Annotated in this window: 19 protein-coding genes and 1 pseudogene; 8 read left to right on the top strand and 12 right to left on the bottom strand. The window is 43.5% G+C overall.

Going from position 1 to position 23,681, the window contains the following annotated elements; genetic code table 11:
* Positions 1–58: 58 nt before the first annotated feature.
* Positions 59–1,015: an alcohol dehydrogenase catalytic domain-containing protein gene (locus tag CAL7507_RS25545; protein ID WP_015131378.1), complete on the top strand. Its 957-nt coding sequence runs from the start codon at positions 59–61 to the stop codon at positions 1,013–1,015.
* A gap of 57 nt (positions 1,016–1,072) precedes the next feature.
* On the opposite strand, the gene CAL7507_RS25540 is transcribed toward CAL7507_RS25545, so the two are convergent.
* From CAL7507_RS25540 to CAL7507_RS25520, 5 genes are all read right to left on the bottom strand, one after another.
* Positions 1,073–1,846, bottom strand: coding sequence for a Uma2 family endonuclease (locus tag CAL7507_RS25540; RefSeq protein WP_015131377.1), 774 nt, complete (start codon positions 1,844–1,846; stop codon positions 1,073–1,075).
* 85 nt (positions 1,847–1,931) lie between these two features.
* The gene (locus tag CAL7507_RS25535) at positions 1,932–2,222 is read right to left on the bottom strand and encodes a hypothetical protein (protein WP_015131376.1); all 291 of its coding nucleotides are present in this window, start codon (positions 2,220–2,222) and stop codon (positions 1,932–1,934) included.
* A gap of 646 nt (positions 2,223–2,868) precedes the next feature.
* Positions 2,869–3,915 carry a chlorophyll synthase ChlG gene (gene chlG / locus CAL7507_RS25530; RefSeq protein ID WP_015131375.1) on the bottom strand — a complete coding sequence of 349 codons (1,047 nt, stop codon included), beginning with the start codon at positions 3,913–3,915 and terminating at the stop codon, positions 2,869–2,871.
* A 149-nt stretch (positions 3,916–4,064) separates the two neighbouring features.
* Positions 4,065–5,165, bottom strand: coding sequence for an ArsA family ATPase (locus tag CAL7507_RS25525; protein WP_042342499.1), 1,101 nt, complete (start codon positions 5,163–5,165; stop codon positions 4,065–4,067).
* 159 nt (positions 5,166–5,324) lie between these two features.
* Positions 5,325–5,516 (bottom strand): DUF2862 domain-containing protein, encoded by a 192-nt coding sequence (locus CAL7507_RS25520; RefSeq protein ID WP_015131373.1) that lies wholly within the window; start codon positions 5,514–5,516, stop codon positions 5,325–5,327.
* A 1,235-nt stretch (positions 5,517–6,751) separates the two neighbouring features.
* Here CAL7507_RS25520 and CAL7507_RS25515 point away from each other — a divergent pair.
* From CAL7507_RS25515 to CAL7507_RS25500, 4 genes are all read left to right on the top strand, one after another.
* The gene (locus tag CAL7507_RS25515) at positions 6,752–7,675 is read left to right on the top strand and encodes a DUF11 domain-containing protein (RefSeq protein ID WP_015131372.1); all 924 of its coding nucleotides are present in this window, start codon (positions 6,752–6,754) and stop codon (positions 7,673–7,675) included.
* Positions 7,672–11,079: a hypothetical protein gene (locus CAL7507_RS25510; protein ID WP_015131371.1), complete on the top strand. Its 3,408-nt coding sequence runs from the start codon at positions 7,672–7,674 to the stop codon at positions 11,077–11,079. Before CAL7507_RS25515 ends, CAL7507_RS25510 begins: the two co-directional genes overlap by 4 nt.
* Before the next feature lie 161 nt (positions 11,080–11,240).
* The gene (locus tag CAL7507_RS25505) at positions 11,241–13,511 is read left to right on the top strand and encodes an OmpA family protein (RefSeq protein ID WP_015131370.1); all 2,271 of its coding nucleotides are present in this window, start codon (positions 11,241–11,243) and stop codon (positions 13,509–13,511) included.
* A 113-nt stretch (positions 13,512–13,624) separates the two neighbouring features.
* Positions 13,625–15,241 carry an SdrD B-like domain-containing protein gene (locus CAL7507_RS25500; protein ID WP_015131369.1) on the top strand — a complete coding sequence of 539 codons (1,617 nt, stop codon included), beginning with the start codon at positions 13,625–13,627 and terminating at the stop codon, positions 15,239–15,241.
* A 5-nt stretch (positions 15,242–15,246) separates the two neighbouring features.
* Here the strand turns inward: CAL7507_RS25500 and CAL7507_RS25495 are convergent, their stop codons facing one another.
* From CAL7507_RS25495 to CAL7507_RS25485, 3 genes are all read right to left on the bottom strand, one after another.
* The gene (locus CAL7507_RS25495) at positions 15,247–15,597 is read right to left on the bottom strand and encodes a DUF5615 family PIN-like protein (RefSeq protein WP_015131368.1); all 351 of its coding nucleotides are present in this window, start codon (positions 15,595–15,597) and stop codon (positions 15,247–15,249) included.
* 14 nt (positions 15,598–15,611) lie between these two features.
* On the bottom strand, positions 15,612–15,839 hold the full coding sequence (locus CAL7507_RS25490; protein ID WP_042342495.1) for a DUF433 domain-containing protein: 228 nt from the start codon (positions 15,837–15,839) through the stop codon (positions 15,612–15,614).
* Positions 15,840–15,942: 103 nt separating this feature from the next.
* Positions 15,943–17,868 carry a serine/threonine protein kinase gene (locus CAL7507_RS25485; protein WP_015131366.1) on the bottom strand — a complete coding sequence of 642 codons (1,926 nt, stop codon included), beginning with the start codon at positions 17,866–17,868 and terminating at the stop codon, positions 15,943–15,945.
* 163 nt (positions 17,869–18,031) lie between these two features.
* On the opposite strand from CAL7507_RS25485, the gene CAL7507_RS25480 reads away from it, so the two are divergent.
* Together CAL7507_RS25480 and CAL7507_RS25475 are read left to right on the top strand one after the other, a co-directional pair.
* On the top strand, positions 18,032–18,517 hold the full coding sequence (locus CAL7507_RS25480) for a hypothetical protein (protein WP_015131365.1): 486 nt from the start codon (positions 18,032–18,034) through the stop codon (positions 18,515–18,517).
* A gap of 357 nt (positions 18,518–18,874) precedes the next feature.
* Positions 18,875–19,162, top strand: coding sequence for a type II toxin-antitoxin system Phd/YefM family antitoxin (locus tag CAL7507_RS25475; RefSeq protein ID WP_015131364.1), 288 nt, complete (start codon positions 18,875–18,877; stop codon positions 19,160–19,162).
* Between the two features lie 56 nt (positions 19,163–19,218).
* Here the strand turns inward: CAL7507_RS25475 and CAL7507_RS25470 are convergent.
* The 3 genes and pseudogenes from CAL7507_RS25470 to CAL7507_RS25460 all read right to left on the bottom strand — a co-directional run bounded on the left by CAL7507_RS25470 (position 19,219) and on the right by CAL7507_RS25460 (position 20,971).
* Positions 19,219–19,424: pseudogene (locus tag CAL7507_RS25470) on the bottom strand (type II toxin-antitoxin system HicB family antitoxin).
* A 197-nt stretch (positions 19,425–19,621) separates the two neighbouring features.
* Positions 19,622–20,230 carry a hypothetical protein gene (locus CAL7507_RS25465; protein ID WP_015131363.1) on the bottom strand — a complete coding sequence of 203 codons (609 nt, stop codon included), beginning with the start codon at positions 20,228–20,230 and terminating at the stop codon, positions 19,622–19,624.
* A 156-nt stretch (positions 20,231–20,386) separates the two neighbouring features.
* Positions 20,387–20,971 (bottom strand): thylakoid membrane photosystem I accumulation factor, encoded by a 585-nt coding sequence (locus CAL7507_RS25460; protein WP_015131362.1) that lies wholly within the window; start codon positions 20,969–20,971, stop codon positions 20,387–20,389.
* 340 nt (positions 20,972–21,311) lie between these two features.
* Here CAL7507_RS25460 and CAL7507_RS25455 point away from each other — a divergent pair, with 340 nt between their 5' ends.
* Positions 21,312–22,655, top strand: a complete 1,344-nt coding sequence (locus tag CAL7507_RS25455; protein ID WP_015131361.1) for a Mur ligase family protein — start codon at positions 21,312–21,314, stop codon at positions 22,653–22,655.
* Between the two features lie 107 nt (positions 22,656–22,762).
* Here CAL7507_RS25455 and CAL7507_RS25450 read toward each other — a convergent pair whose 3' ends face one another.
* Positions 22,763–23,542, bottom strand: coding sequence for a hypothetical protein (locus CAL7507_RS25450; protein WP_015131360.1), 780 nt, complete (start codon positions 23,540–23,542; stop codon positions 22,763–22,765).
* Positions 23,543–23,681 lie beyond the last annotated feature (139 nt).

The raw sequence follows: 23,681 nt of genomic DNA, 5'->3' as shown, positions 1-23,681 counted from the left end.
TTAAAGTAGTATGCACCAGCCATTCCCGATCAGCCACCCAATACTCTCGGAAATGACTATGAAAGGACTTTGGCTCGAAAATAATCAATTACAATTACGCACAGATATCCCGGTTCCACAACCACCACCAGGGGAAGTTCTTGTGCGTGTTTTGCGTGCAGGTATCTGTAACACTGACCTGGAACTCATCAGAGGGTACTATCCCTATACTGGTATTTTAGGGCATGAATTTGTTGGTGTTGTCGAACAGGGGCCAAAACACCTTGTTAACCAGCGAGTAGTGGGAGAAATTAACGCTGCTTGTGGAAACTGTCGGTTCTGTCGCCGTGGACAACCAACTCATTGTGAAAACCGTACTGTACTTGGCATTGTTAACCGTCACGGTGCTTTCGCCGAATATCTCAGCTTGCCAATCAAAAATCTACATCCTGTACCTGATAATGTGCCGACTGACGTTGCGACATTTACCGAACCCTTAGCAGCAGCACTGGAAATTCAGCAGCAGGTAACGTTAAGTGCAGATGACCGAGTGCTAGTAGTTGGTGATGGTAAACTAGGACAACTAGTAGCGCAGACACTAGCTGTAACTGGCTGTGAGCTTTTGGTAGTGGGGCGTCATCAAGAGAAACTTGCTAATTTAGCAGCACGGAGTATCAAAACTGGTTTAGCTGACGCTGTCACAGATAGATACTTCGATATTTCTGTAGAGTGTACTGGTAATCCAGCAGGATTTGCGATCGCCCGCCGTGCCCTACGTCCCCGTGGTACTCTAGTACTGAAAAGTACCTATGCTGGACACCTGAGCCTAGATGCTTCTTCTTTGGTAGTAGACGAAATTACACTTATTGGTTCCCGTTGCGGGCCGTTTCTCCCTGCACTGGAGTTGTTAGCAAGTGAAAAAGTTGATGTTAAACCCCTGATTCACAGCAGCTATCCCTTGGATGAAGGACTAGCTGCTTTTGAATTGGCTCAGAGTCGCGGTGTTTTAAAAGTATTGTTAGAGATTAGTCATTAAATCAGTGAACAGTGAACAGTGAACAGTAAATTTGATAACTGATAACTGATAACTGATTTAAACTGGTGGTAAATTGTTCGGGTCAATACCTTGAGATTGCAAATAAGCAATAAGTCGTTCTTTTTGCTGACGTTCTTGTTCAGCACGTTGACGTTCTTGTTCAGCACGTTGACGTTCTTGTTCAATCTTTTCCACAGCCCAAGGTAACAAATTACCTGCTTCATCCCACCATCGCAACCAATAACCAGTCCGTGCTTCTTTTGTTCCTTGCCAAGTTCCCAAAAATAAACCCATTGACTCTACCCAATGACGACCATTTTCGTCGGGTAGCTTCAACTCATAGTGTTGATTGCCCAGTTGATAAAATTCTAATAAACCGCCATCTGGTTCAAATATTACGTAGATGGGAACTTGTAGAATTTGCTCATAGAAAAACCATTTTCCTGGTGGATAAGTACGCTTAACGGAATATTCTCCACCCTCAGTTTCCGAGAGGAATTCCATCACCATTGTGGGGATATCACCTTCTAAATTAGGTGTATAACTTCTACGGTTGCTGACAACTTGATTAACCGATGGCACATAAACCCAATCTGGTGCTTTCGCAATAGATTGTCCGTTGATGGTTGCACACAAAGCAAAGTTTGAGACTATCAACATTTGTGGTTGGATGAATCCACTAATTTCTAGGCTTTCACGCAAAGCACCAGCCAAAATTGGCTGACCGGTATTCTTCACTGGTTCATCCTCTAGTTGAAAATCTTCAGGTAATGCTTCCCAAGAAATTACCAGTTCCGTTAGGGATTTGGCTTCACCGAGTTGGGTTGCCATAAACACAGTATGAATGTAGATTTATTCTTTTATTTTATCGATAAGTAGGAGAATTAAATTAAAATACAGCAGTTTTAATTCGCCCTTAATACAGGTAAGGATTGGTCTTGGCTTGAAAATCTCCACAATCAATAGCCTCTTCTGTATTGGCAATCGATGGGTGGACAGTACATTTAAGACGGTAATCGTCAGTGAAAAATTGACAGCCAGGACAAGGAATTTGATGCATTTGCTTGGCTGTAGCTACACTATCTCGTGCCGCTGTCCATAAATTCCAAGCAACTAGGATAATTAAACTCCAAGCGCTGATAAAGCAAATCGGGATTAAGAGCAGTTGAATTCCACGAAAGGCAACAGATATTAGTTCCAAAATCATAATTCCTGATAACACTTAAAAATTAGGAGTTAGAAGTATCTTAACTGCTAGCTCCTAATTGCTAACTTCTCACTCAAGAAGTATAAATTAAAATATAGGACTACTATTTTATTTTTGAAATACCCTTAATAATCATTGACAAAAATATGCATTTGTGAGTTGTTTGCCCTATAAGCGTTTATCGCTCAATTAACCAGAGTTAACCTGTTGGATTGTTAAGATATAACAGGTTAATTGTTACGCTAACTTTACAATTATTCCGTCTTGTAATAGCCAGAAAGAACGGAAATACGTACTAACCACAAAACATTGCTTATGTCAATAACATTTGATATGCGCTTTCCCTGACACCACGGGGTTTTGGTGGGCAATGCCTAGGCTGTTGACTCTGAGGGTTTTCAGCCCAAAATGCATCATACAAAATAATAGTCGTAGTTGACGTTCTCATCAGGGCACGGCAGTGCCGATGCCCCTACGGTAAACACAAAAATTGCATGATAATTTTTAGCTAATTTCGTACAAAGTCAACATCCTAGGCAATGCCCACCCTACAACTACTGAGATTTTTTCAACAATCAAACCGGATTCCCATAATTACTAATTCGTAATCAGAGAAACAATTAAGAATTATGAATTAGTAAGTTGGTTAAATGCCAGCATGACCTAGTGCTAAACCAGTAACAAGCATTCCCAAAACTAGGAATGGTTGGGCGCTGGCTTGATATTTGACATCATTCTTTAGGGGGTCACGGAGAAAATACATGTCCTGGAAGGTGATTTGTGGGAGGATTAACAGTACGAGAATGGCTGCGTATAAATTCTCATGGATACTGACGAGGTAAGCAGCAACTAGTCCTTGAAATAAATCAATCATCACTACGCAAATCCAGGCTGCAGTAGTGATACCAAACATGACGGGTAGAGATTGTAATCCCAGTTGACGATCGCCTTCTACGCTCTTAAAGTCATTGACAATGGCAATACCCAATCCTGCCAAGCTGTAAAATAGGGTGAGAATCACAATCTGCCAACTGAGTTCGCCAAATAAAGCATGACCCGCCCACCAAGGTAAAGCGATGTAACTTGCGCCTAAAGCATAGTTCCCTAACCAGCCGTTTTGCTTCAGTTTCAGGGGAGGTGCAGAGTAGATGTAGGCGATGAAAGAACCAAATATCGCCAGGGCTGTGACGTTGGGAAAGTCATGACCAGCCCAGACATCGAGAGTAAATGCCACACCAATACCAGCTAGAAATAATACTAATATCTGCGTAATTACTTGGCGCTCAGAAATTGCGCCGGAGGGGATGGGACGGTAGGGTTCATTAATTGCATCAATTTCGCGATCGTAGAAATCATTCAGGGTTTGGGTGTAACCAGCCAGTAGAGGGCCAGAAAGTAACATACAAGCCGCCGCCTTTAAGACATTTTCTAGGCTCCAGATATAGTTCCCAGAAGAAGCCGCACCGCAGACAACACCCCAAATTAGAGGTATCCAGGTGATTGGTTTCATCAATTGCAGGCGGATTTTCCAAATAGAAGTTTCCCCTGGCGCCGCACCTTTCATCCCCAGCATTTGTCTGGTTTTGGCAGTGCGATCACTAATGGCTGTAACTTCTTCGCTAGTATTAATTGCTACTGAATCCAGTGCTTCAGCTTGGTTGGAATTTGGGGTAATAGGAGTTGAGTCGGACATAACGAATTTGTTGGGAATGGGGAATGGGGCAGGGGACAGGGGACAGGGGGCAATTCAATTTTGGATTTTAAATTTGCAATTTTGGATTCGACTTTAATCTAAAATCCAAAATCTAAAATCTAAAATTCCTAGTCCCCAGTCATCAGTCCCTAAAAAGAAATTATCAAATAATTACTTTGAAACTTTGCTCCAGTCACAGGTTTGCCACTCAAGGACGGGGGTAGGGAGATATTGCGCCGCTGGTCTCCGGCTTCTACAGTCACTTCTGGCCCATACTGGGTGAGTTTGACTTGCTTTTTGTCAAATCCCGGCAAGAATAGGCGTACTTGGCGGTTATGGATATCAATTTCAATTGGTTTAGGAGCTTGTATAGCTTGCTGTGCAAAGTTAGGGAGAGCATCTATTAAAGGTTGCCATTCGCCTGTTGGAGAGTTGGGAATGACGCTAACGGGTAAAGGTGTGAATTCTTCTGTGAGGTTAGCGTTGGCTGGGGAAGACACGAGGATAATACCACCAACAGTGATACCAACTTGTTGAGCGCTACCCCACAAATAACGAGTGCTTGCAACCTCAATCGGCTCTGATGTGGTTACTAAGAAGGCGGCGACATGCTTGGGATCGGACAGAGCAGCTTTACCCTTGTCTAAGAGATTATTGACCTGATTCGTTGGTGCAGAGAAGTTATCTGCCGTCCAATTTATATTGAAAAAGCTGCTAATCAGTGGTTGAATGAATGGTGATTCGGCGATCGCTTTCCCTAAATCAGAACTGACAAACAATTGCCGAAAACGTCGCACATACCAACTCAAAGATTCTGGTAAACCCAACGTCCGCAAACTAGCAGCGTCACCTGTGCCATCATAAATAATTGCATCATATTTGCCACTAGCGTCATATTCACGAATGGCATTTAAGGCCAAAGCGCTGTCCATTCCTGGTAATACTACTAGTTCTTGACCAAAAACTTCTTTGAAGATAGGCGTGCGGAGGTATTGCGCCTCAAGTTTTTTCACCTCTTCCCAGTTACGTTCTAAAAGTACAGATGCTTGCAACTGTACAACTTGCAAATTGGGTGCAATTTCCTGGGGGTCAGAGGTCAGGGTAGTATCTAACAGGATGGGTAATGCTGGTTCTGCAAGTCCTGCTAGGAGTACACGCTTGCCTTGGCTGGCCAAAAGTTTGGCTGCGGCGATCGCAATTTTGCTACGAGCAGTGCCGCTTTTGCCCAAAAATGTCAATATTAGGGCCATTGCTTGATTTCCAATTACCGCCGATGTTTTCCACTCCAACTTAGCACTCAGCAAATACTCTCCGCTTCTGCTTTGAGTTTCAGATTGGAGAAAAACTCCAATCCGAGTTGTTAACAGTCAACACTAGTAAATGTACAGGGTTATTTGCAGCACAGCTTACTACACTGGTTTGATTTCATCTTCAAAAAACCACGTGGAAAAATTATCTTCAAATTTCACCACCACACCAATACCAGCACCATCAGTGACTTTATAGCCTTCGATGATACCAACTTGCCCTAGCCTTTTGACAATTGGGGGAGAGACGCGATCGCGCAAACGAAAGACTTTAACCTTTTGTCCGATTTCCATGCCTACTTAAAACAATGCAATAAACCAAGTCTCAGTTTAGCCGAATCTGAGCCTTTCCCATAATACCTAGGACTTGTTGGTTAAGAAATTATGACTGTCATTCGATTTGATGCTGAGTTGCTTCTACGAAAAAGGCCACTTATTTATCAGTAAAATATTATACTTGTATCAGTCGAGAGTTCCAGCTTGTTATCTTCACTTACTAAACTGGAACCAGTACTAAGTCGTGAGTAACCTTGGGTGACTCAGAATAACTAAAAATGGAACTGAATAGTTATGAATGCTACCACTGCTAAGTTCTAACTTAACTGTCGTTTCTAATAGCACATACATGATTACTGTTTCTACATCAACACACTATAAGCATCCTCAAACTATGTACTAATTTGCCGCAAGTATACAATCTTTGACAAAATTATACTTATTTTAGATCACAGAAAAAGACAGATTGAATTTAGTAGAATTCATTTGCTTGTGTCACAAGATTTCAATATTCCCAAGATATGCTTAAGTACCAAGGCAGTAATTAGCATATTGTTCAACTACGGACTATACTGACAGCACTGTCATGTGTGATTGCCTTATCTAACTATGACAGTTTTATAAGTGGTGTGAATGTTATGACAAAAAGATACTAATTCTGTATTTTGAAGTATATGTATATCTCTCTTAGAGTAGGTGTTGCAGTTAAAACAGCAGTGCTTCTTCCTTGGATGTGTAAAGTGGTCTGCTTTAGGCGATCGCTACTAGACTGATATCTTCCTGGTCTTCAAAAAGTGATTATTACTTTCACGGTTTGAAGACAATATAAGCATAAGATTAAAACCTCAAGTGAGGGAGATTCCTCTACTTATAAGAGGGAAGTTTGCGGTCAGATGTGCATGGCGGCTCTTTGCATATTAATGTTATGTGTGCGTTTTAAATGTACACAGGTTTTGTAATATCTGTTCTAATGACAGCGATTCAATCTTCATATTTCAGTTTTGTAGCGGAGGCTAGGTATTCAATCACAGTCTTTAATTTTGTTAATAAAATACTCTATTACATCAGATATTAAAGATTGTGTAAAGACACAACCATAGTCACCAATTTTATGAAAGGCTAGATAGCCTCAATGGTTTTTACTAACACCATATTTTGAGTCTTAAAAATTAGGAAATTACACAAACATGAGGCTTTTTAATTAAAAAACCTCAAATTTAAAACACACCTTTATTATCGCTTGAAACCTACCAATGACATCTACTTTCTCATGGTCGAGGTGGAAGAGCCTCATTTACACAATTTTTGCCACAAGCATATATATCAGCACTAGCGGAGTAAGCAAAGCGCAAACAAGCGCAATCAGCAACACAGCAAGGGGAGGAGCAAACGGGATAGCACCAAGCAACTCAAACACAGTCAGACTAACAGCAACACAAGCAGCCCTAGAAATAATCAAAACCGGAGACAGAGCAGCAGCAGAACCAGGAGACACAGTAGTATACCGACTAGCAATCAGCAACAGAGGCACAGCAGTAGCCAGAAACCTCAGCATCACAGACAGACTACCCCTGGGAATCAGACTGATTAATAAATCACTCACAGGCACACTCAACAACACAAAAATAGAACTCAATAGCAGCAGAGCCAACCAAACAATCACCATCACCCCCAACCCCAGCATCGAACTACAACCAAACCAAACCCTCAACATAGAATACGCCGCCGAAATCACACCAGACGCCATCAGAGGCACAGGGAGAAACCTCGCACAAGCCCAAGCCAGCGGACTCATCAGCAACCAAGCCAGCCACATATTAAGAATCAGACCAGGAATCATCTCAGACTGCGGCACATTAATCGGGCGAGTATTCATCGACAAAAACTTCGACGGCGAACAACAAACCAACGAACCAGGCATCCCCAACGCCGTCATCTACATGGACGACGGCAACCGCATCGTCACCGACAGCAACGGACTCTACTCCCTAAGCAACGTCATCGCCGGATATCGAGCCGCCACACTAGACCTCACCAGCCTCCCAGGGTACGCACTCGCACCCAACAAACACTTCATCGAAAAAAACAGCCTCTCACGCATGGTGAAACTAGCACCAAGCAGCATGGTCCGCATCAACTTTGGAGTCACACCAGCCTTCGCCGGAGAACAGCGATGACAACCCACAAACCCCAACAAAAAACCAGCAACTGGCTCAGCAAAAGCAGCATCGGCATCCTCCCCACATTCCTCAGCCTCATCTCACCCAGCCTTGCCAGCACCCCAGAAAACTTCCCCAACATCAACACATCCCAGGCAGAAGACCCCCAAGAGGGACTCTTGACTGGGGAACTCGGGGTCCCCGCTGGGGATCAGGGGGAATGGGGATTCTTGACCGAGAAAATAGCCCAAAACAACAGCCCCAGCCCCAGCATCCCCACCCCAAACCAAATCCGCATCGAAATCGCCCCCCAAGCCGACCCAAAAGTCGCAGCAGACGGACGTTCCACCATCAAACTCACAGGACAAATCACCGACCAAAACAGTCAACCCATCCTCGAAGACCAAATCATCACCCTCACCACCAGCGCCGGCAAATTCATCGGCGCCGACTACAACAAAGACCAAGGCGGCTTTCAAATCCTCGTCAAAGGCGGCGAATTCAGCGCCACACTCCAATCAGACATCAAACCCCAACAAGTACGCATCCGGGCAGCCCTAGAGCAAAACATCACACCCATCAACGAAGCATTCCCCCAATCCACAGACACCTCACTCAGGGACAAATTGAGTGAGAACCCCATAGAAGCCTACACCCAAATCGAATTCACCACCTACCTCCGTCCCTCACTCACCACAGGCATCATCAACCTGAGAATCGGACCGCGGGGCACAAACTACTGGGGAAGCTACCGCGACTACCTAGACCCCGACCGACTCGGCGGCACACAAGTAGACTTCAGCGCCCAAGTCTTCGCCACAGGCAAAGTCGGCGACTGGTTATTCACAGGCGCATACAACAGCCAGCGCCCCCTCAACCAAGATTGCGAACAGCGAAATCGGCTATTTGGCGGCGTGCAATTCTGCGAACAACAATATCCCGTCTACGGAGACAGTTCCACCTCCATAGCCACAGCCCCCTCCATCGATAGCGTCTATGCCCGGTTCGAGCGTAGTTCAAAAGTTCCCGGCGCCGAGCCAGATTACCTGATGTGGGGAGACTACGACACCAAAGAATTCAACCGCACCTCCCAACTATATACCGCCACCGCCCGCCAGCTACACGGCTTCAAAGCCAACTACAACTTCGGACAACTACAAGTCACCGGACTCTACGCCAACAACATCGAAGGTTTCCAACGAGATACCATCGTCCCCAACGGCGTCAGCGGCAACTACTTCCTCTCCAAAAGACTATTAGTCGCCGGGAGTGAAACCGTCTACTTAGAGTCAGAAGAAATCAACCGTCCCGGCACAGTCCTCGCCAGACAACAATTATTTCGTGGTAGCGATTACGAAATAGATTACGACCGGGGCACACTCTTATTTCGGCGTCCCATCCTCGCCACCGAACTCAATCCCTTCGGTGCCACCTTAACTAGAAGGATAGTCGTCACCTACCAAAACGAAGGTGGACAAGATTCCCAACTATACGGCGGCAGACTACAATACAACCTCACCAACGATTTAGCTAGTAAATCCTTTGTGGGTGCATCCTACCTCTTAGAAGACCAAGGCGCGCAAGATTGGCGGTTATTTGGTGCAGACTTCCTCGTTTCCTTAGGAAATGGCAGTCAAATAGTCGGGGAATATGCCCGGTCGAATAGTGGTTTGCTCAACGGCTTCAATGTCAACGGTTCGGCATATCGCTTAGAAGCGGTGGGCAATTTGGGGAGGAATCTGGTCACCCAAGCTTACTATCGGGCAGTCGAACCAAATTTCGCCAATAATTCTACAGTCAGTTTTGCCCCAGGACAAACTCGTTATGGAGCGTCGTTATTGGCGAAGGTGACGCCGACGACGAGTGTGAGTGTAGCATACGACCAGGAAGAGAATTATGGCACAAGTGCGACTGGGGTGACAGACTTTTTTGACTTATTTGACCCCCAACCCCAAACCCGTCCCGGACAGACGGTGAATAATACGCTCAAGACTTTTCGGGCGGGGATTTTGCAGCAATTGGGTCTAGCGGATGTGAGTTTGGAGTATGTGAATCGGGCGCGGTCAGACCGTGTGAGTAATAGTTTGAGTGGGGAGGCGTCACAGTTGGTGTCGCGGCTGAAGTTGCCGATTACCAAGTCGTTGACGTTTCAGGGGCAAAATGAGTTGAATTTGGGTGGGAGTGACCCGTTGTATCCGAATCGCACGACCTTGGGCTTGGATTGGCAGGCTTATCCGGGTGTGAAGTTGCGCCTGGCGCACCAGTTTTTTGATGATAGTAGTTTGGTGCCGGGGAATTCGCTGACGACGTTGGAGACGATTTTGGACAGGAAGTTGTCGGAGGATACGAGTTTGACTGGTCGCTATGCGGTGCTGTCGGCGTTTAATGGTTTACAGGGTCAGGGGGCGGTGGGACTGAGTCATCGTTGGGCGGTGGCGCCGGGTTTGCGGGTGAATGTGGGGTATGAGTATGTGTTTAAGAATATTTTTAATGGGACGGCTCAGGGGTCGCAGTTTGGGCAGTATTATGCGGTGGGACAAACGGCTTCAACTTTGGGGCTATTTTCGGGTGCGGTTTATAGTTTGGGGTTGGAGTATACGGATAATCCGAATTTTCAGGCGAGTACTAGGTTTGAGTATCGGGATGGGGATGAGGGGAATAATTTGGTGATTACGGCTTCGGCTGCGGGGAAGGTGTCTAGGGCGCTGACGGCGTTGGTGCGTTATCAACAGGCGGGGGAGGCGAATGTGTTTTTGCCGACGAGTAGTTTGGATGTGTCTGGGGTGCGGTTTCAGCAGTTGGGGGATACGGCGAATCTGAAGATTGGTTTGGCTTATCGTGACCCGAATGATGATAGGTTGAATGCGCTGTTGAAGTATGAGTGGCGGCAAAATTTTGATTCGATTCCGGAGGCGCAGTTGTCTGGTGCGACAGCCACTGGAAGCGTGTTTTCGGCGGAGGCGATTTATGCTCCTTCTTGGCGCTGGGAGTTTTATGGTAAGTATGCGCTGCGGAATGGGGTGACTTTTTTGGCTGGGGATAGATATGATGCGTCGGTGAATTTGGCGCAGTTGCGGGCGACTTACAGGTTGGGTTATCGGACTGATTTGGCTGTTGAGGGTCGCTGGATTGGTCAGGTTTCTAATGGGGGGACTGATTATCAGGAGTTGGGTTTGGCGCTGGAGGGGGGTTATTATTTGACTCCGGATTTGCGGGTGGGTTTGGGTTATGGTTTTGGCGGTGTGGATGACCGCGATTTTTCTGGTTATCGTTCTGCTGGGGGTTTTTATCTGAATATTTCTTTGAAGTTGAATGAGCTTTTGGGTGGTTTTGGTTTGCAGAAGCCTTCTCCCCCTCAGCAGCGTGAGTCTTTGGTGCAATCACTAAAAGATAGGGATAAATCGGCTCAGATCAATCCATGAGTGATGAAACTAATGTTTCAGTAACATAAAAAGGGCATAAAAAAATGATGTTTTAATAAAGTTTTTGCATAGCTTCTTCATTAACTAGTTAACCACTTCAGAAAGCCACAAGCGTTCAAGTAGTATACAAATGCAGGTTCAAAGGTGTATGGGAGTGAGTAATGTTTAATTTACAAGTTTGTTGGCTAGGTGATGTTCAGTTTGGGGAAAAAGCGAAACAATTAAAAAGTTATCAAAATCCAATTTTTTACTTTTTGCCTTTTACCTTGTGCCTCTTAGGATCTGAGGTTGCGTTTAGTCAGACACCTATGCAGTTGCATTCAGTCGCGGAGATCAACAAGCAGAAAATTTCACAACTCCCCTCTATCCTCCCATCTTCACCTTTGCGGGTAGTGGTGAACAGCAACCAAGATGCTGTACAGCCCGACGATCAGCTAACTTTGCGGGAAGCTATTCAGCTGGTGAATGGTACGTTATCGGTGGCACAACTCAGCAGTGCAGAAAAAGCGCTGGTGCAACCTTTAACTGATATTAGCTCTCGCATTGAGTTTAATCTGCCTGCAAATGCAACTACTATCTTTTTACAAAAAGAACTACCAGCTTTGGCCAGTCCAGGATTAGTGATAGATGGTTCTACTCAGCCTGGATATAAAGAGTCTGAGTCAGCCACAGCGGAAATTGCGATTCCTGTTCCTGTGGTGACAATCACTGCTGCACCCAACCAAGAGGTAATTCGCGGCTTGACTGTGGTTAGCGATCGCACAACTATTCGTGGTTTAAACCTCTATGGTTTCAATGCTGAACCGATTAAGCAACAGTTGGGCAATCTCCTAGTCTACGATGGTGTTCCTAAACCAACAACCCTCACCACACCCCCTGGAGATATTGTCATTGCCCATAGTATGCCGCCTAACAATAATCAAAAGGATGTGCCACCGAAAAATGTTGTCATTGAAAACAACTGGTTAGGGCTAACCATTGATGAAAAAATGCCAGCGCAAACATCGGCTTTTGGGGTTTATGTTTTTAACGCTCAAGGGGCAAAAATTCGCCGCAACCGGATTTATTACCACGATGGCAGTGCAATTATTACTTCGGTAAAAGGTGAAAATACGCTGGTACAGGAAAACATCATCGTGGGTAATGGGATTGCGGGGATGCCCGACGCCTTGCGTGTAGAAGGTATAGTTGGCAATTCTCAAATTACTGGCAATTTGATTTGTGCCAATGATGGGGCTGGTGTGTATCTCTTTAAACCTGAAGGTGATGTGCAAATCCGAGATAACCGCATTATCTACAATGGTAGACGTTTGCGGCGGGCTGCAGTTTATCTGACGGGTAGTAACCATCAAGTAACTGGTAATCAAATTACGCATCAGACTGGGCCTGGGGTGGTGGTGTCAGCTTTCCAGCAAAGTCAACGCAATACTATTCAAAATAATACCTTTGCAGCGTTGGAGGGATTAAGTATTGACCTCAATACTCAAGGTAATTTGGATGTCAGCGACTGGCAACGGGGAGATGGGCCGAATCCTCCACGCAATTCTCCTAATCGCCGCCTAGAAACTGGTAACGGTGCGATTAATGCCCCAGAATTCACGGCGCGGGAGTTTGTACCAAGTGGAAATGGGGTGACTTTACAGGGTAAAGCTGATCCTGGTTCCGAGGTGACAATTTATCGCCTGGGGGATTATCAAAAAGGTAAGCAAGCACTTTATGAATCAGGTTATGGGGCGCTGAGTCAACCATTAGCGACTGCACCTGTGGATGCGAAGGGGAATTTTAGTTTTACCGTGGAGAATTTGCAGGTGGGGGATGTCGTCAGTGCGATCGCAACTGATCCCAAATATGGCACGTCTGAACCCGCTTTTGGCTCAATCATTGGTGCTAAAGGCACTCTCCCTAATCTCTCTCCATCTCCCAACACAAACCCCATTATCGTACCTCAATGTACATCACGACCTGTACCACCGCCAACACTAGTACCACCTGTCCAGATCGAAATACCACCGACACCATTAAGGTTACAAGTACCACGCAATGTTCACTTTGCTCTAGATAAATCTTTCATTAGTCCTGCTAGTGCGATCGTGCTTGATCGGGTGGCGCAAGTATTGCGGCAATATCCTTTCATTGTCATCGAAATTCAAGGTCACACTGACCCTCGTGCTAGTGATGACTATAACTTGGCATTGGGCAGACGACGGGCATTAGCTACGAGAAATTACCTTTTACGTCAAGGTGTTGCCCCAGAACGGATGACTATCCGCTCTTTGGGTGAAAGTCAGCGTGTGAGTGATGGTAGCGATCGCATAGATTACGCACGCGATCGCCGCGCTGAAATTATCTTCAAGGATATCAGAGGTATTGAAATCATCATCGAAGGACAAGAACAAGACTTACAAATAGAACCTAGTCGAGGTAGAAGGTAAGAAACAATTCAACCTGATAACTGTTAACTGATGACTGTAGCCTGTTTTGCTAATGCACTACTGGCTGATTTCGGCATGTCTTTTTTCATTCAAATTAGTATGGGAAACAAGCCATGACACCCTTTTTTCAGCATCTACCAGCTTTTCAAAGCATTTTTTTGACACTGTTGTTTATCATACCGCAAGTATTTATATCAGGGAGAAAGGTGTTGGCTACAGATTGTCCATCTGGGACAAAGCCAGTAGCTTTCAATAGAGGTAAATTACCTTTTAAAACTGCGAATGGAGTTAGCAAAATCAAAACTATTTGCGCCCCTACAAGTTCAATTGGTGATACTGTTTTTCGGGATGACAATGGTAACGGTATTCAAGACAATCACGAACCGGGAGTTCCTCACATCAATATCACTTTGACACTTCCTGATGGTAGTACGCAGACTACGACGACTGATAGTCATGGGAAATATAGCTTTTCTGATCTGTCACCAGGTACTTATCAGGTGCGATCTGATGTTCCTCACGGTAAGGTTCTGACTACTCGTACTAACCCTTTTCAGATCAATCTCGAATCTGGTCAAAACCTTGAACACGCTGACTTTGGCTTCCGTCCAAATACTTCTACAGGTGGTAGTTCTATCGGTGATACAGTGTTTAGCGATCGCAATGGTAACGGTGTTCAAGATGGAGGTGAACCGGGAATTCCCAATGTCGTTCTGACTCTAACTCTTCCAGGGACTGATGGCATATTGGGTAATGGTGACGACACCACTCGCACAACCACAACCAATAACAACGGTATTTATAATTTCAATAACCTTCCAGATGGTAACTACAGAGTTACAGTCAACCCTCCTGTGAACTTCCCGCAAATTACCACCGGTAGTCCGCGAATAGATGTGAATCTGCAAACAAGTCAATCGCTGACGAATGTTGACTTTGGCTTCAGGCGATCGCTTGGAGGTTCTATCGGTGATTTTGTCTTTAACGATAAAAATAACGATAGCCTATCCAACTCCGGAGATATAGGTCTACCCAATGTCCAACTGACGCTTAAAAATGCCAACGGTCAGATAGTTGCAACTACTACCACTAATAGCAACGGTAACTATAGCTTTACCGGTTTACCACTCGGTAACTACACCGTTGAGGTCACTCAACCTAACAACTTTAGTCCAACTACCAAGACTATTTTGTCAGCAAACTTAACTGAAGCTGAACCCGATGATAACAACGTTGACTTTGGTTTTGCGGCTGGTAATGCGAGTTCTAACGGAGTTAGTTTGCAATTAGTCAAACGAATTACAGCAGTTTTGAAAACAAATGGTCAGCGCATCCAATACAACGCTTTTATCGATGATCCCAATGATCAAAATGATAATAGTATAGGAATAACTCCCCTTGGTCAGTATGAGCTATTGAAGCCTTTAGTAAGTGGTGATGAAATAGAGTATACAATCTATTTCCGCGCTGGTCAGTCGCTGGAAAATCTCAACGTCTGTGACTTAATTCCGGCAGGAACAGCTTATGTAAATAATAGTATTTCTGTGACTGGAAATGGTGTTGATGGGAATCAAGGAAGATTTTTCTCCCCTTTGACATCCTTAGAACAAGTTCCTGAAAGTGGTGTTTGTGAGAATCGCAATAATCCTAACGGTACGGTGATTGTGAAGTTGGGGAATATCTCTAGTGGACAATCTGGCTCTGTGAGTTTCCGCGTCAAAATCAATTAATAACGTTACTCTCGTATACGAATTCTATTTACTTCAACGATGAACAACTTGCCTTGATAATATTCCATATCACTGTGGTTAGACAAATAATCAACTAACCTCTGCATCAATAGAGGAATGATTTCTGGATGATTCCGAAGTTGGATCGAAATAATACCTCGATAATTAGCAGGAGAATAGGTCACAATGTCAGCAAAATCTCCATTTAGCGAAACTAAAATTGCACCCAATTCTTGGGCTTTGGCAATCACAATTTCATCAGGAGACTCGATGGGAATGTAGTCTTTTAAAATCAACACATCAAAACCGCTATCCTGCAAAAACTTCCCAATGGAAGCCGGGACGCATTGATCCATAAAAAACGTTAAGCTCACGATGCAACCGTCTCAAAATTTGCCAAATCACGCGCATAATCGAGACATGCCAATATCTGGTCTTGTTGTAAATCTGGAAACTCTTGAAGAATCTGATCATGAGTTTTACCAGTAGCTAAATAGCCCAAAATCAGGCTGACTGGAATGCGCGTTCCCTGAATCCTTGGCTTACCTCGCAGGATATCTGAACTACTCACAACGTGTTCACGCCAGTTAATTGGCATTTTGATTAACTTATCACTGAAAGTCACAAGTGAACTCTCGTATTGTAAACGAATTGATTAGGAGAATGCAAGACAGTCATTTTTCATAAAATTGACGGAAAACTTATAAATTTTTTGCTGGACTTTCTTCAGGAGTGGCATTATCTGGAGTATTAGGTGGTTCTTTGTCAGGATTACTCTGATTATCTTGGTTATCTTTTTGAGGAAGCGCCTGTTTGGCTATGTTTTCAGCCGCTTGTTTAAACAATGGCTCCAATTTCTTTTGCCAGTATTTAATATTGGGTAACTTTTCGGGATTATCTCTATATGCTAAAACTTTATCCCATTCACCTCGATCAATTGCTGTGTTGATCTCATTAAATAGAGCGTCTGCTTTAGCCCAATCTTGTTGCCATTGAGCAATCATGATGGTTGTTTCTTTGAAACCAGAAGCAGCGTTTCCAGGAATAGATTTCAGTAGGGCGATCGCTCCTGGCAAATCTCCCGATTCATACTTCTGTTTGGCTTTTTCTAAAACATCTTTACTGTTATCAACAGGCTGGGATTTTTCCGAACTAGAAATAAAGGGTTCTGAAGTAAATGGTTCTGATTTTTTAGCAGTTGGAGTCGCTACATTGCTGGATTTTGGTTTTAGTTTGGGCTGGGGTCGAGATGCAATCAAGCTACTATCATCTACTGTCTTAATGGCAATGCCTTTTTCTTGTAGGCAAGAATCTAATTGTTCTTTATTAGTAATCACATCTGAGTGTGCCCAAGCCAATTTTCCCGAATTCCGTTTAATTTCGATCCAACCTCGTTTTGTTTGTTTGCCAGTTACTTCAAACTTAGTGTCATTGGCAACCGTTTGCACAACATTATCAGAATTAACTGAACTAGGTTCAGAACGGATATTGGAATTACCTAAAACAACAGCTGAACATTTATTTCCTAAGACTAGATCGCCACTAGTTAAATTGGCTGCTAAATTTTTCACATTCGGATAAACATTGGAAACTAACGCAGCCGCACCACCTGCTAATAATAAACCAACAAATAAAGGCAATGGATCAGATTTATTAGACTCTTGACGTGCAGGAGGTTTAGCAACAACTGGATTGACTGGTGCGACGGCGATCGTTTGCTGGCGAGATACTTGAGTTGAACTGGGGCTTGGTTTGTAGCTGGAAATTTTCGAGTATTTTTGTCCCGTAGAAACTGTCGAGACAGGATTCAACACCTCTGTAGATGCTTGCAGTGCTTCTGCAGCGCTTTGGTAGCGGTCTTTGAAGTGATACCGCACCATCTTGGTTAATACTGCTGCTAACCGAGAGTTGACGGATACTAAATGCTGCCAAATGATTTCACCTGTATCTTGGTCTTCTTGCAGTTGCGCTGCTGCTACTCCTGTTAGCGCCTGAATGGCAATGATTCCTAGGGAATAGATATCACTATTGGGGCGGGGTTTGCCTTGTCCTTGTTCTGTAGGCATATAGCCCGGAGTGCCAATGACTACTGTGGCTGTAGGCTGTCCACTAACTGTCACCATTGGATTTCGCAGTTGTTTGACAGCACCAAAGTCTACTAAAACTAACTTATTGTCAGCAGTGCGGCGGATGATATTATCTGGCTTGATGTCACGGTGAATCACACCTTGTCCATGCACAAATTCTAAAATACTTAGTACTTCTTGCAACAGTTGGATGACTTGGTTTTCACTCCAACGCTTACCGGGGGAAAGCTCCTCACCGAGTGTCTGGCCTTCAATAAATTCTTGCACTAAGTAGAATTCTTGGTTTTCGTCAAAGTAAGCCAAAAGCCTGGGTATTTGACTGTGGTTTCCCAAATGCTCTAAAGTTTCGGCTTCACTGTGGAATAGACGCTTGGCTGTCTCGAATACTCTGGGGTCAGAACTGGCGGGTTTGAGGTGCTTAACAACGCAGGTGGGGTTTCCTGGCCGTCTAGTATCTTCGGCAATGTAGGTTTGACCAAATCCTCCCGTAGCCAGGACTCTAATTATTTGGTAACGATGGTCTAGTAACTTGCCTATCATATTCCCTCCCCAGTGTTAACACCTAAATTTTCCGATAGTAATCAATATCTCCAAATTTTCCTCCATGAAATCCGCTATCTTGAGAAAAGATTTGGACAAAATACGCAGTTTTTTTATAAACCCAAGATTGTTAATTTTCTTTTCAATATCTTTTTGATTACCAATGCCACCTAAAATAAACAACTCAGTTGCATGGCAGCAAGCTGAACTCCTCATGCAACCTGCTTTCATTCGCGTGGTCGATAATATTCGCAAGCACCTGGATGTATCCTCCTGGAAGGGAACTTATCATGATGTACTAGTTTGGCCTGCTAGTATCACAGATGAAACGAAAGCGATCGTCACTCGGCTGTTGCAAGAAATGGAAACAGCCACACCGCAACAAGCTGATGAAATCAGAGAGACTCTCACTCGTCTGCCAATGCCCCATCCAGGATATCATTTGCTTCTACAGCGTCAAGGGCAAGAAGTCAGCGTGGATTTGTGGGAACTGTGTTATCAAGTGTGTTTTCTTGATTACACCTCAGAGCATGAGGCGGCTGATATCGATACTAGTTTAATAGACGACGTAGGCGAGGTGGATTGGTTGCGTCTGGAAGCGAAGACTAAGGAGTTAGTTGAGCAGGTGTTTGATAATTTACCTGGGTGAGTGAGGAGTGTCCGTAGAATAGAATTCTGGGGATCTGCAGGTAAGAACTTCACAGATGGCTTATTGCACGGCTTACCTACCCGCCTGGGAATGAATTCCCAGACTAATAGGCAAAGTTTACTAAAGTAAACTAGTGGTCTGTCCCAAAAGTTTTGATGACAAACTAACCCATCAAAATTAATGACATGAACTACTAGTACTCCACCACATTAATTTTGCAGTGCTGCGAGATCTTCGACTTCTCCAAGGAAGTCGGGGATATGACCACCCTGTATTAGCCGCCTACCTGATCGTTAAAGCGATCGCATTTACATCAGAAATAAAATTATGAAAGAATACATATATTGAGGGAACAATATGCCTAACCAAACAAATTACACTGAAGCCTGCAACAATTTTGACAAAATTTACGAAGCGGTGATTACAAGCCGGGAACCTGTAATTGTCAATCGTGAGGGTGCGGAAAGTGTATCTGTAATTCCTACCGCCGAACTTAATAGCATCTTGGAGACAGCATATTTATTCCAGTCTCCTGAGAATGCAGCGCGGCTTTTAGCAGCTATAGAACGTGCCAAAGCACGTACATTTCAGCCTCGAACAATAGATGATCTGCGTCAGGAGTTTGGTCTTGTCGAAGAAGAGTAAAAAGTCTAACTCAGGAAATCCAGAAGAAAAACAAGTTCCTCAAGGAGATTACTATCTTATTTTAAAACTTCAACTTCATGAGCGATGCTTGTAGGTTTAGGAATGGGTAATCCTTGTTCCAGCATTCCCTCTATATGAAATTCGATAGCTTCTGCAATTAGTGCTTTTACTTCTTCCAATGTTTCACCAACAGCTACACAACCTGGTAAATCAGGTATATAAGCACCATAGCTCCCTTTTCAATCACAACTGTATAACGCATTAGTCTTCCTCTAATTGAGCCTGTCTCCAAATACTTTTTAAAGTCAACTTAATGTTAATAGGGTGGTTATAAACCGCAGCTACACAGGCAAAACCCGCTCTTAGTCCGCGCAGGCGGACTTTGTTTGTATAGCTGCGAATTCTATTCGCCAGGTCTTAAGTTGACACGTATGGAGGTGAATATAATTCACACCAATGTCAACCAATAGGTCGATTACCTGGATTCACTGCATGAATATACTCACTACCTGAATGTGGTCTACCTCGTTTGTAATAGGCTTCTTCTGGTTGACCCCATCCTAACTGCAAGATAATTTCTAAAAAGTTAGAATTCTCCCATTTCCATAAACTAGCCCATTCTGTTCTTTGAGCAATTCTCTCAACATCTGATGTGATAATCTGTTGGTATTGTTTGCTATTATTAAAACTTAGATATAAGTCCATTTCTCCAGTGACTTTATACCAAAATTCTAAGATATTGTTTTTTGCAGCCTTTAATGTCTCCAAGTCACTCTTTAAGGCAACTAACTCACTATCAACTTTGGGATAGCGCAAAGTTTGACCTTTGACACTTATTTCATGTAAAATCAAGCCAGAAATATAATTTTCTTGCTGATAGTTGTGAATGGCAGCTTTAAAGTCTTGGTAGGCGGTAAATTTTTGCAGCCCGTCTGTTCTGATAAACTGGTCAATTAAAGGATTACCAGAGACTGTCACTTCTAACTTCAGACGTTCCCCTTTAAGACAAGCTTGACGCTCGGCTGCTAAAATTTGGATTAGCTCCTCGGTAGTGTAAACTTTTGACATCAGAAGACACTCTATTCGTCATTAGTTTTGAACTATGAACTAGCTCCTAACTCTTTGTCAGATGATAGTTATTCAAATTATCTCTTGATATAATTGGGAATGCAGTATTAGATGTCACGAAAAACTAGGGCAGACCAAATTGGTCTACCCTGAAAGTTACTTACTTAGTTCACTGCTGAACTCATTGAAGGCACGACGCTTTAACTGTGCTGTTTCAGTACGAGGTGATAAATTAAACATTTCTCGAAATTTATCGTCGATCGCTTCAAAGGGTACTTGACCTTTCTGATTCAAGACTACCTGACCTGACTGATTAAAGACTACAACTTGAGGAACACCACCATTGTAATAATATCCTGGTTCTGTGGGTTCATAGGTTTGTTTGGTGGGGACAGTATCCAGGTTCATCGGGATAATCTCGACTACCTTACCGTAGAATTCCTGTACCCGGGAAATGGAAATCGCAAATTCTTTAGAATCTCTGCTGTCATCTAAGTAAAAAGCCAAAAATATAGGTTTATGTTCCGTTAAAGCCTGTGCTAATGTCTCTCTGGGAGGAACTAACGAACCGTTACCAGCATAAACCACGAAAATGTTGCCATCATAAAGGTCATCTTTAATACCTGCGTGTGCAGGTTGGATGTTGATAGTCAACAAGCAAATCAGCAGGATGAGGATTTGAGAAACCAGTCGTAGCCAGTCAGGTTTTTTTTGTAAAAAAAGCAACTTTATGTCATTCATAAAAAGAAACCTTTAAAACTATTATTTGTAAGTTTGTACTGAATGCAGCAAACAGCGCTGGATATATGATTAGGTTCATGCACTATTTTTTAAGATAACGCCTACTGGATTATCTCTCGAAAGTGGACGGTGTTTTTGTCCATAATTCTTTGTGAGTGTCATGGCTGGCTTTTTTAGCAAGGATTCGCTAAACTCACAGGATTAATTTAAATCAGTGAACAGTTATCAGTGTTTTAGTGGGGGTTAAATCCCGACTGTAGCTCGCTTCAGTAACCAATATTCGTGAGAGACTCTGGCTGATAACTGATAACTGATAACTGATAACTGTTTCGGGTAGGATATGGATGTGGGAAATAAAATAAAATCTATAGATAGACTGCGGCTTGGTTTGGCGGTATCGGTAGCAAAAAGTGTGACTTTTGTAGTACAGTCGCTCCGCCTGGGTGCTGCTAGTGTGTTACCAGGCTCAATTGCTCGTCGCATCGAACCCCGACTACTACAATTATTGAGTCAGCAGGTGAAAAATGGGGTAATTCTGATTGCTGGTACTAACGGCAAAACTACAACATCGCTGCTTCTCAAAACGATTCTAGAACGGAAAGGCTACCGGATTGCTCATAATGCTACAGGCGCAAATCTGGAAAATGGCTTGATGACAGCGCTGTTAGAAAGCACCAACTTGGTGGGAACGCTTGATGTTGATTATGCCATTTTGGAAGTGGATGAGAATATTGTACCGAAGGTATTGGCATCACTCCAGCCAAAAATTATTCTTTGTTTAAATTTGTTTCGCGACCAACTTGATAGGTATGGCGAAGTAGATACTATTAGTAAACGTTGGACAAAGGTAATTTCTACTCTACCTACAGAGACAGTAGTTATTCCTAATGCTGATGACCCGACTTTATCTTATCTTGGTCAGCAGTTACCGCAACGAGTGTTATTTTTTGGATTGAATGAACCAGAACATTATCTAGAAGCCATTCCTCACGCCGTTGATTCCATTTATTGTCCCAAATGCGGACATTCTCTAGATTACAAAGGCGTTTACTTGTCTCATTTAGGAGATTTTACTTGTCCTAGTTGTGGCTTTAGTAAAAGTCAACCAGCCTTGGAAAGTAGGGAATGGCAACAAATTCTGGTTGGTTTGTATAACAAATATAATACCTTAGCTGCTGCAACCGCTGCCAAAGAATTGGGAGTTGATGAAGCTAGTATCCGTGATAGTATTAACAACTTTCAAGCTGCTTTCGGTCGTGCGGAAGATTTAATAATTAATGGCAAAAAAGTTAGAATTTTGTTATCAAAAAATCCGGTGGGGACAAATGAAACCATTCGGGTGGTAACTCAAAGTACCGATAAAACCACATTACTAGTTTTGAACGATCGCACTCCCGACGGCACTGATGTATCCTGGATTTGGGATGTCGATACCGAGAAATTAGTGGAACGGGGAGGAACCTTAGTAGTCAGTGGCGATCGCGTTTATGATTTAGCCCTCCGTCTCCGCTATAGTGAGAAAGTAGCCGAATCTCAACTCAACTTAATTGTAGAGTCAGATTTAGGACAGGCGATCGCTACAGCATTAGAGCATACACCAGAAAACGAAACCCTACACATCCTCCCCACCTATTCAGCCATGCTAGAAGTGCGAGAAATCCTCACTGGACGAAAAATTCTTTAGGGAATGGGGACTAGGGACTGGGGACTGGGGACTAGGGAATTGGGAAGCTTTTTATAATCTCCCTGACTCCCTTACTCTCTGACTCCCTGACTCCCTCATCTCCCTCTCTAAACTAAATAACTAGTATTCGGGACAATAGGAAAGAAAGCATATTCATACCAAGCAGTCCAGATAAAACTTCTCAACCACCGTTGACGCTTTTCGGGACTGAATTCATATTCAAATACCCCGCGAGATGCATCAATAGAAGATAGGTGAGAATTGCAACCGCAACCATGTTGATAAGTAAAACCATATTTAGAGGCGATGCTTTGCACCTTCATTTGCATTGCAAAAACCTTACCTGCGTGCAATATCGCATCCCAAGAACGCTTGTGTTTGATATCACGCTTATCAAATCTTAAAGCGCGTTCTTCAAATACATGATCCCGATAAATTGGTGCTAGATGGACATGATAAAAACTAGCTGGTAGTTCATATCCAAATTCTTGGAAAAGTTCCATCCCTATCCGAGCTACTTTAACTTCATTTGCATACTCTGCTCCCTTTGATTCTACATCTTGAAGCAATGCTGCAAAATCTGGATAGCTGCTCTTGATAAAGTCATAACCGTAAAACTCCAAGGTTTCCCAGGCTAACTTTCCAAATAGCTGAGAAAATGACGGTTTAAGATATTCTAGTTCTGGACGTTCGTTAAATAAGTCAACATCTCCCTGTTCCAACTTGTATTGAAACAACTGTGCCATCTCAACATAACTCTGTGGATCGCAGATGCCGACATTTGCCACTCCCTTGACAATATCTTGCCATACAGGAGGTAGTTGAGAAATAGGAACTGCATTTTCAAACGCAATTACCGTCAAATTGGGAGCTTCAATCGCTTGCATATAATCCCCATTTAAAGAACAATGTATCGGTTAGTTAAACAAAGTTAACTTTTTCAGAAATTTTAACCAAAACAGTGTACCTGTTTACTCAGTATTTAGTAAATTTACAGTTACCTGTGGAGATTATGGCTGTCTAAGA

This window comes from Calothrix sp. PCC 7507 (assembly GCF_000316575.1).
Taxonomy (GTDB): Bacteria; Cyanobacteriota; Cyanobacteriia; order Cyanobacteriales; family Nostocaceae; genus Fortiea.
The sequence above is the reverse complement of the archived record's forward strand: the minus strand, read 5'-3'. Positions and strand labels throughout refer to the sequence as shown.